We start from the raw sequence: 9,321 nt of genomic DNA on the forward strand, positions 1-9,321 counted from the left end.
GTCCGAGCAGCTCGGCACGATCGGGTCGCACGCGCCTGACGACCGCCTGGTCCGCCTCTACGGCCGCTGGGCGCAGGGCGGCTCCGGCCTCCTCGTCACGGGCAACGTGATGGTGGACCGTCGGGCCCTCGGCGAGCCGGCCAACGTCGTCGTGGAGGACGACCGCGACCTCGAGGCCCTCTCCGCCTGGGCCGCCGCGGCGAAGTCGGAGGGAGCCGTCGCGATCGTCCAGGTCAACCACCCGGGCCGCCAGTCGCCCCGGACCCTCTCGCCGCGTCCGGTCGCGCCGTCCGCCATCGGCCTGAAGGGAATGGGCGGGGCCTTCGCCGTCCCGCGTGCCCTGACCGTCGCGGAGATCCACGACCTGGTCCAGCGGTACGCCGAGACGGCCCGCGTCTGCGTGGAGGCCGGCTTCGACGGCGTCCAGCTCCACGGCGCCCACGGCTACCTGATCAGCCAGTTCCTCTCGCCGCTCGCCAACCAGCGGAGCGACGCGTACGGCGGCTCCGCCGAGAACCGCCGCCGGTTCCTGATGGAGCTGGTCGCGGCCACCCGCGCCGCGATCGGCGACGACAAGGTGCTCTCGGTCAAGCTCAACAGTGCCGACTTCCAGCGCGGTGGCTTCAGTGAGGACGAGTCGATCCTCGTGGCGAAGGCGCTCGAGGAGGCGGGCGTCGACCTGCTCGAGATCTCCGGTGGCACCTACGAGGTCGGCGCGATGATGGGCGTGACCCAGCGTGAGTCGACCCGCCAGCGCGAGGCCTACTTCCTCGAGTTCGCCGAGCGCCTGCGCGGCGAGGTCTCCCTCCCGCTCATGGTCACCGGTGGCTTCCGCACCGCCGCTGCGATGTCGGCGGCGATCGAGTCCGGTGCCGTCGACGTCATCGGCCTGGGGCGCCCGCTCGCGGTCGACCCGGACTTCCCGAGCCTGCTCCTGGCCGGCAAGAGCTCGGAGGTCGCCGGCATGGAGCCTCGCTCCGTCGGCATCCGCAAGCTCGACGCCATGGCCGAGGTGGTCTGGTACACCACCCAGCTGTGGCGCATGGGCCGCGGGCTCGAGCCGGCGGTGACCAAACCGTCGGTCGTCGGCGTGGGGGAGTACGTCGTGAAGTCGCAGCTCCCCGCCGTCGTCCGTGGCGTCGCTGGGCAGCTGCCTGTCCTGGGGGCGCGCTGGCGCTGACCGTGTGACGAGCCCCACACTCCGGGGCGGGTGTCCGTGACGCGGTGTCGCGGGTACCGTCGCAACATGGTTCAGGAACTCTTCGACCACGCTGCCTACGAGGCGCACCTGAGGAGCCTCTCCGACGCATCGGTGCGCCTGTCGTTCAACGCCTTCAAGGACGTCCCGTGGGACGACCCGGCGTACGCCTGGCGAGCCGACGACCCGCAGTTCGTGCTCTCCGAAGCGGACGTCATCGGGGCCCATCCCTGGTACCAGGCACTGCCGCTGGAGCGGCAGGTCGAGATCGGGATCTTCCGCTTCGCGCACGTCGCGAAGGTGGGCCGGCAGTTCGAGCAGGTGCTGATCGGCGGATTGATGCAGCACCTGATCGGCATGCGGGCCGGCAACCCGGAGTTCCGCTACGCGATGCACGAGGTCACCGAGGAGACCCACCACATCCAGATGTTCCAGGAGGCGGTGAACCGTGCGTACGCCGGCTTCGGCATCGAGCCCCAGGGCGCTCCGGCGTACTTCCGCTGGATCACGCCGATCATGACGGCCGCCGGCTCCTGGCTGCCCACGATCTTCTTCATGGGGATCCTCGCGGGCGAGGAGCCGATCGACCACCTGCAGAAGTCGCTGATCCGTGACGGCGGCCAGCAACCGTTGATCTCGCGGATCATGCAGATCCACATCGCGGAGGAAGCGCGGCACATCAGCTTCGCGCACGAGTGGCTGGCCAAGAGCCTCGCGCACGCAGGACCCGTCAAGAGGTTCTTCCTGTCGCTGGCGCTTCCGCTGGCGATGTGGTGGCTCTGCACGGTGATCATGAAGCCGACGCGGCACGACCTGCGCGCGATGGGGATCCCTCGCGGCGTGGCCCGCGAGATGTGGTGGCGCTCCCCGGTCTCGGACGAGCACCGGCGCGAGATGTTCGGCGACGTGCGGCTGCTGGCCGACCGGCTCGGCATCCGTCGCGGCCCGGCGCGGTGGCTGTGGAAGCTGCTCCGGATCGACGGACGGCCCTCGCGCTACCGCGGTGAGACCCACGAGCGCGACCTCGCCGCCTGAGGGTCAGTGGCGGCTCACCAGCCGCGGGCCCGCCACTCCGTGAGGTGGGGCCGCTCGGCGCCGAGCGTCGAGTCGCCGCCGTGGCCGGGGTAGAACCAGGTCTCATCCGGAAGCGTGCCGAAGATCTTCGACTCCACCTGGTCGATCAGCGTCGCGAACGCGTCCGCGTCACCGAACGTCGCGCCGACCCCGCCCGGGAAGAGCGAGTCGCCGGTCCAGAGGTGGGGGTGCCCCTCGGGGTCGCGGTAGAGCAGACAGATCGAGCCCGGCGTGTGACCGGCGACGGCGATGACCTCGAGGTCGACCTTGCCGACCTTCACGACGTCCCCGTCGCCGACGCGGCGCGTGACCTGCACGCCGGTGGCCTCGGTGATGGCGTCGGCGTCCGGAGCGCCCGCGGCCACCTGGGGCCGGGTGACGGCGAAGACGTCGGCCAGGGCCCGGTGGTGGTCCCAGTGCTGGTGGGTGGTGACGACCGTGTCGATCTCACCGCCGGTCAGCTCGAGGAGTGCAGGGGAGTCGTCAGCGGCGTCGATGAGCACCTGCGCGCCTGTCTCCCGGCACCGCAGCAGGTAGCAGTTGTTGGCCATCTGCGGATCGACGGCCAGCTTGCTCACGGTCAGCCCGGCCAGCTCGCGTACGGCGGCCGGGCCGCCCGGGGTCACGTCTCCGGTGTAGGTCAGGCCCATGGACCCAGCGTAGGCAGGCCCCGGATGGCGACCAGGTCCGCACCGTCGCCACGGCCCGTCAGCCACCACGCCAGCGCTGCCGCCGTGCCCGCGATGCCGTGTCCGCCCTTGCCGACCCGGACGGTCTTGCCGATGTCCTGTGCGTGCAGGGTCGCGTCGACCTGCTCGCCGCGCTGCTCGGCCACCTTCTCCAGCAGGTACGCCGCGAAGTCGACGGGCCAGTCGGCGGGGGAGTAGCCGGCGTCGAGGTCGGCGTGGTGGATCTCGACCTCGCGCCAGCGCGCCTCCACGACGTCGACGACCGTCATCACCCGCCCGCCCGGGGTGCGCTCGACGGTGCCGACCGCCTTGATCAGGCGCAGCTCGCCGGCGATGCGGAGGCAGGCCATCTGCGACAGGGAGGCGAGCTCGGCGGCCGAGCCCCCGGCGTACGTCTCGATGTCGGCGTTGCGCTGCTCCTGGCTGTCGTAGACCGGCGCCGGTTCGCCGGTGCGCAGGCCGCGCAGCGCGCGGGCCAGTCCGTGGGCGTTGAGGGCGACGTGGGCGACGACGTGGCCGCGGGTCCAGCCGGGGAGCAGGGACGGCTCGCGCAGCTGCTCGTCGGTCAGCGTGGCGACCGTCTGCAGGTAGCGGTGCGTGGCCTCCAGGACCGCGGTGATCGGGTTGGCGCCGACGGGGTCCGGCGTGGCCTGGTCGCTCATGGTCGCCAGTGTAGGATGGCGAACACTTGTTCGAACCGGCCCCCGAAGGGACCAGCGTTGGCCGACCAGCTCGTCATCCGTGGCGCACGCGAGCACAACCTCAAGGACGTGTCTCTCGACCTCCCGCGGGATGCGCTCATCGTCTTCACCGGCCTGTCCGGCTCCGGCAAGTCGAGCCTCGCGTTCGACACGATCTTCGCCGAGGGCCAGCGGCGGTACGTCGAGTCGCTCTCGGCGTACGCACGCCAGTTCCTCGGGCAGATGGACAAGCCCGACGTCGACTTCATCGAGGGCCTCTCGCCCGCGGTCTCGATCGACCAGAAGTCGACCTCCAAGAACCCCCGAAGCACCGTCGGCACGATCACCGAGGTCTACGACTACCTCCGCCTGCTCTACGCACGCGCCGGCCGGGCGCACTGCCCGACCTGTGGCGAGCCGATCGAGCGGCAGACGCCGCAGCAGATCGTCGACCGGATGATGCAGCTGGAGGAGGGCACCCGCTTCCAGGTCCTCGCGCCGGTCGTCCGCGGCCGCAAGGGGGAGTACGCCGAGCTCTTCCGCTCGCTGCAGTCGCAGGGATTCAGCCGGGCCCGGGTCGACGGCGAGACCCACACGCTCGACAACCCGCCCACGCTCGACAAGAAGCTCAAGCACTCGATCGAGGTCGTCGTCGACCGCCTCGCTGTCAAGGAGACCGCGAAGCGACGCCTGACCGACTCCGTCGAGACGGCGCTCAACCTCGCCGGCGGCCTCGTCGTCTTCGACATGGTCGACACGGGTGAGGAGATGAAGTTCTCCGAGCGGATGGCCTGCCCCAACGACCACCCAATCGAGACCGACGACCTCGAGCCGCGCTCCTTCTCCTTCAACTCGCCCTTCGGCGCCTGCCCCGAGTGCCACGGCCTCGGCACCCGCATGGAGGTCGATCCAGAGCTGATCATCAGCGACCCCTCCGCCACGCTGGCCGAGGGAGCTGTCCAGGTGTGGACGGGCGCCCATGTGTCGGAGTACTTCCAGCGCCTCCTCGGTGCGCTCGGCGAGGAGCTCGGCTTCGACCTCGACACCCCCTGGGAGAAGCTCTCCGCCCGCCACCAGCGGGTGATCATGGAGGGCCACCCGGGCAAGGTCCACGTCGTCACCCGCAACCGCTACGGCCGCGAGCGCAGCTACTACGCGGCGTACGAAGGCGTGAAGCCGTACGTCGAGCGCCGCCACCGCGAGTCGGAGTCCGACACCGCGCGCGAGCGGTTCGAGGGCTTCATGCGCGAAGTGCCCTGTGTCGCGTGTGGCGGGTCGCGCCTCAAGCCGGTCTCGGTCGGGGTGACGCTCGGTGCGAAGGAAGCAGGCGGCCTCAACATCGCCCAGGTCTGTGCACTGCCCATCAGCGACGCGGCGGCGTACCTCGCCAACCTGCAGCTGAGCGAGCGCGAGCTGCAGATCGCGGAGCGTGTGCTCAAGGAGATCCAGGAGCGGCTGAAGTTCCTGCTCGACGTGGGCCTCGACTACCTCTCGCTCGACCGCCCGTCGGGCTCGCTGTCGGGCGGCGAGGCGCAGCGGATCCGCCTCGCCACCCAGATCGGCGCCGGCCTGGTGGGCGTCCTCTACGTGCTCGACGAGCCGTCGATCGGCCTCCACCAGCGCGACAACGAGCGGCTGATCGAGACGCTGCTCCGGCTGAAGAACCTCGGCAACACCCTGATCGTCGTCGAGCACGACGAGGACACGATCAAGACCGCCGACTGGGTCGTCGACATCGGTCCCGGCGCGGGGGAGCACGGCGGCCACGTCGTCCACTCCGGCACGGTGAAGGGGCTGCTCGCCAACAAGAAGTCCGAGACGGGCAACTACCTCTCGGGCCGCAAGTCGATCGAGGTGCCGCTCACGCGTCGGCCGCCGACCAAGGGCCGCTCGCTGGTCGTGCACGGGGCGAAGGAGCACAACCTCCAGGACGTCACCGTCGAGTTCCCGCTGGGCTGCTTCGTCTCGATCACCGGCGTCTCGGGGTCGGGCAAGTCGACGCTGGTCAACGACATCCTCTACACCTCGCTGGCCAAGCAGCTCTACAACGCGCGCACCGTCCCGGGCCGCCACCGCAAGATCACCGGCGTGGAGAACGTCGACAAGGTGATCCACGTCGACCAGTCGCCGATCGGTCGCACCCCGCGGTCCAACCCCGCGACGTACACCGGCGTCTTCGACCACGTGCGCAAGCTCTTCGCCCAGACGCCGGAGGCGAAGATGCGCGGCTACCAGCAGGGGCGCTTCTCCTTCAACGTCAAGGGCGGCCGCTGCGAGGCCTGCTCCGGCGACGGCACGATCAAGATCGAGATGAACTTCCTGCCGGACGTCTACGTCCCGTGCGAGGTCTGCCACGGCGCCCGCTACAACCGCGAGACGCTCGAGGTGCACTACAAGGGCAAGACGATCGCCGACGTCCTCGACATGCCGATCGAGGAGGCTGCGGACTTCTTCGCGGCCGTCCCGGCGATCGCGCGCCACATGAAGACTCTCGGCGAGGTCGGCCTGGGCTACGTCCGCCTGGGGCAGCCGGCGACAACGCTGTCGGGTGGTGAGGCGCAGCGCGTGAAGCTCGCGTCCGAGCTGCAGAAGCGGTCGACCGGCCGCACGGTCTACGTGCTCGACGAGCCGACGACCGGTCTCCACTTCGAGGACATCCGCAAGCTCCTCGGCGTCCTGCAGAGCCTCGTCGACAAGGGCAACACGGTGCTGACGATCGAGCACAACCTCGACGTCATCAAGACCGCCGACTGGCTGATCGACATGGGCCCTGAGGGTGGTTCCCGCGGCGGCACCGTCGTCGCGACCGGCACGCCCGAGGAGATCGCTGCCAACGGCGACAGCCACACCGGACGGTTCCTCAAGCCGCTGCTGGGCTGACCTGGCGCACGGAGTCTTCTTGGCTGGGGCACAGGATCCGGGTCTAATCTCGGCTGCATGAGCCAGGACGCGCAGTACTCCCGTCGGATCGTGTTCTCGGGCCTGGGCGCCCTCGGTGTCGCTGCGGCGCTCGCCGGCTGTGGGTCGGGGGGCGCGGGTTCGTCGGCCCCGAGTGACTCCTCCGGGCCTGCGACCTCGAGCGCGGGCACGGCCGGCGAGGTGCTCGTCCCCACGTCCGAGGTGCCGGTCGGCGGTGGCGTCGTGCTCACCGACAAGCAGCTCGTCGTCACCCAGCCGACGGCGGGGGAGTTCAAGGCCTTCACCTCGAAGTGCACCCACCAGGGCTTCGACGTCGGCAAGGTCGAGGACGGCACGATCACCTGCCTGCGCCACGGCTCGACGTTCGACGCGGCCACGGGGGAGGTCGCGGGCGGGCCTGCGGCAGCGCCCCTGGCGGAGGCGCCGATCAAGGTCGAGGGCGCCAACGTCGTCGCCGCCTGAGCTGTCCGGGCGGTCCTTCCCCGAGGGTCTGCGCACTGGGGTCGTCGCCGGATCGCGGCAGGCCTAGCGTCGAGGGATGACCATGCAGACGCAGAGCATCGACGCGCCCCACGAGACGCGGCAGTTCCAGGCACACGGCCACCTCGACGTGGTCACCCTCGGCGACTTCACGCTGGGCCGCGCGACGTTCGAGCCCGGCTGGAAGTGGTCCGAGGACGTGAAGCCGATCGCGGGCACCGACTCGTGCCAGACGGCGCACAGCGGTTTCTGCGTCTCCGGGCACATGACGGTGCGGATGGACGACGGCACCGAGGCGCACATGGGCCCTGGTGATGTCGTGACGATCCCACCCGGCCACGACGCGTGGGTGGACGGCGACGAGCCGTGCGTCTTCCTCGACACCGGCGTCGCGGCGTACGCCAAGCCGGCGCAGTAGGCGGCGCGCGCGGCGGCGTACGAGTGCGGCGGAGGCTGTCGGTGCGGCCGACTAGGGTTTCCGTGTGCCCGACCCGCTGAGCTATCGCCCCAAGCCGGGGGAGATCCCGACGCAGCCAGGGGTCTACCGCTTCCGCGACAGCAACCGTCGGGTGATCTACGTCGGCAAGGCGAAGAACCTCCGTGCCCGCCTGCAGAACTACTTCCAGCCGCTGCCGAGCCTCCACCCGCGCACGGCCACGATGGTGACGACGGCGGCGAGCGTCGAGTGGACGACGGTCGGCACCGAGGTCGAGGCGCTCCAGCTGGAGTACTCCTGGATCAAGGAGTTCGACCCGCGGTTCAACGTGAAGTACCGCGACGACAAGTCCTATCCGTGGCTCGCCGTGACGCTCGACGAGGAGTTCCCGCGCGTGCAGGTGATGCGCGGCGTGAAGAAGAAGGGGACCCGCTACTTCGGCCCGTACAGCCACGCCTGGGCGATCCGCGAGACGGTCGACCTGCTGCTGCGGGTCTTCCCGATGCGCAGTTGCAGCAAGGGCGTCTTCAACCGTGCCGCGCAGAGCGGCCGGCCGTGCCTGCTGGGCTACATCGACAAGTGCGCAGCGCCGTGCGTCGGGCGGGTGAGCCCAGCGGAGCACCGCGAGATCGTCAACGACTTCGTCGCCTTCATGGCTGGCAACACCTCAGCGTTCACGAAGCGGATCGAGCGCGAGATGTACGCCGCGAGCGAGGAGCTCGACTTCGAGCGCGCGGCCCGGCTCCGCGACGACCTCGGAGCGCTCCAGAAGGCCCTGGAGAAGCAGGCAGTCGTCCTGGGTGACGGCACGGATGCCGACGTCATCGCCCTGGCCGAGGACCCGCTCGAGGTCGCCGTCCAGGTCTTCCACGTCCGTGGTGGCCGGATCCGCGGCCAGCGCGGCTGGGTCGCCGACCGCGTCGAGGAGGGGGAGACCCCCGAGCTGGTCGAGCACTTCCTCGTCCAGCTCTACGGCGGTGAGGAAGGTGACGGCGTTCCGCGCGAGGTGCTCGTGCCCGCCCTGCCGCCGGAGTCGGCGGTGTTGGAGGACCTCCTCAGCGAACGCCGGGGGAGCAGGGTGCAGATCCGGGTGCCGCAGCGCGGTGACAAGAAGACCCTGCAGGCGACGGTGGCGCGCAACGCGGCGCAGTCGCTCGCGTTGCACAAGACCAAGCGTGCGAGCGACCTGACCACCCGCAACCGGGCGCTCGCCGAGATCCAGGAGCACCTCGGCCTGGCCGAGGCGCCGCTGCGCATCGAGTGCTACGACGTCTCCAACCTCCAGGGCACCGAGGTCGTCGCGAGCATGGTGGTCTTCGAGGACGGGCTGGCGCGCAAGTCCGACTACCGGCGCTTCGTGATCAAGGGCGTGGAGGGGCAGAACGACGTCGCCTCGATGCACGAGGTGATCACCCGGCGCTTCCGGCGGCTGCTCGACGAGCGAGGCGATGCGATCGAGCGCGCCGACGACGCGGGCCCGCTCCTCGTCGACCCGGAGACCGGCCGTCCGCGGAAGTTCGCGTACACGCCCGGGCTGGTGGTCGTCGACGGCGGACCGCCCCAGGTCGCGGCTGCCATCGACGCGCTGACCGGTCTCGGTCTCGCCGACGAGATCCCCGTCGTGGGTCTCGCCAAGCGGCTCGAGGAGGTCTGGCTCCCCGACGACGAGGACCCGGTCATCTTCGCCCGCAGCTCCGAGGGGCTCTACCTGCTCCAGCGGATCCGTGACGAGGCGCACCGGTTCGCGATCACCCACCACCGCAACCGTCGGAGCAAGTCGATGGTCGAGAGCGTCCTCGACGACGTCCCCGGCCTGGGAGAGGTGCGGCGCAAGGTGCTGATGAA

Annotated in this window: 8 protein-coding genes; 6 read left to right on the top strand and 2 right to left on the bottom strand. The window is 70.4% G+C overall.

Annotated elements, in window-relative coordinates:
• A partial coding sequence (locus VLF38_RS14920; protein ID WP_325272027.1) for an NADH:flavin oxidoreductase/NADH oxidase family protein occupies positions 1–1,180 on the top strand: 1,180 nt, incomplete at its 5' end.
• Positions 1,181–1,246: 66 nt separating this feature from the next.
• Positions 1,247–2,233: a diiron oxygenase gene (locus VLF38_RS14925; RefSeq protein ID WP_325272028.1), complete on the top strand. Its 987-nt coding sequence runs from the start codon at positions 1,247–1,249 to the stop codon at positions 2,231–2,233.
• Positions 2,234–2,247: 14 nt separating this feature from the next.
• On the opposite strand, the gene VLF38_RS14930 is transcribed toward VLF38_RS14925, so the two are convergent.
• Both VLF38_RS14930 and VLF38_RS14935 read right to left on the bottom strand, forming a co-directional pair.
• Entirely contained in the window at positions 2,248–2,922 is a 675-nt protein-coding gene (locus VLF38_RS14930) for an MBL fold metallo-hydrolase (protein WP_325272029.1), read from the bottom strand.
• The gene (locus tag VLF38_RS14935; RefSeq protein WP_325272030.1) at positions 2,913–3,623 is read right to left on the bottom strand and encodes a maleylpyruvate isomerase family mycothiol-dependent enzyme; all 711 of its coding nucleotides are present in this window, start codon (positions 3,621–3,623) and stop codon (positions 2,913–2,915) included. Before VLF38_RS14935 ends, VLF38_RS14930 begins: the two co-directional genes overlap by 10 nt.
• Before the next feature lie 57 nt (positions 3,624–3,680).
• On the opposite strand from VLF38_RS14935, the gene uvrA reads away from it, so the two are divergent.
• From uvrA to uvrC, 4 genes are all read left to right on the top strand, one after another.
• Positions 3,681–6,521, top strand: coding sequence for an excinuclease ABC subunit UvrA (uvrA, locus tag VLF38_RS14940; RefSeq protein WP_325272031.1), 2,841 nt, complete (start codon positions 3,681–3,683; stop codon positions 6,519–6,521).
• A 57-nt stretch (positions 6,522–6,578) separates the two neighbouring features.
• Positions 6,579–7,022: a Rieske (2Fe-2S) protein gene (locus VLF38_RS14945; RefSeq protein WP_325272032.1), complete on the top strand. Its 444-nt coding sequence runs from the start codon at positions 6,579–6,581 to the stop codon at positions 7,020–7,022.
• A gap of 76 nt (positions 7,023–7,098) precedes the next feature.
• The gene (locus VLF38_RS14950) at positions 7,099–7,458 is read left to right on the top strand and encodes a cupin domain-containing protein (protein WP_325272033.1); all 360 of its coding nucleotides are present in this window, start codon (positions 7,099–7,101) and stop codon (positions 7,456–7,458) included.
• A 64-nt stretch (positions 7,459–7,522) separates the two neighbouring features.
• Positions 7,523–9,321 (top strand): excinuclease ABC subunit UvrC (uvrC, locus tag VLF38_RS14955; RefSeq protein ID WP_325272034.1); only part of this gene is annotated, 1,799 nt, incomplete at its 3' end.

Origin of the sequence: Nocardioides sp., assembly GCF_035481145.1 — a bacterium.
In the GTDB taxonomy this organism is placed as follows: domain Bacteria; phylum Actinomycetota; class Actinomycetes; order Propionibacteriales; family Nocardioidaceae; genus Nocardioides.

Excerpts from the sequence above, each read along its gene's own strand:
- VLF38_RS14930 (WP_325272029.1), bottom strand. The coding sequence starts at position 2,922 with ATGGGCCTGACCTACACCGGAGACGTGACCCCGGGCGGCCCGGCCGCC.
- VLF38_RS14945 (WP_325272032.1), top strand. The coding sequence starts at position 6,579 with ATGAGCCAGGACGCGCAGTACTCCCGTCGGATCGTGTTCTCGGGCCTG.
- VLF38_RS14935 (WP_325272030.1), bottom strand. The coding sequence starts at position 3,623 with ATGAGCGACCAGGCCACGCCGGACCCCGTCGGCGCCAACCCGATCACC.
- VLF38_RS14925 (WP_325272028.1), top strand. The coding sequence starts at position 1,247 with ATGGTTCAGGAACTCTTCGACCACGCTGCCTACGAGGCGCACCTGAGG.
- VLF38_RS14950 (WP_325272033.1), top strand. The coding sequence starts at position 7,099 with ATGACCATGCAGACGCAGAGCATCGACGCGCCCCACGAGACGCGGCAG.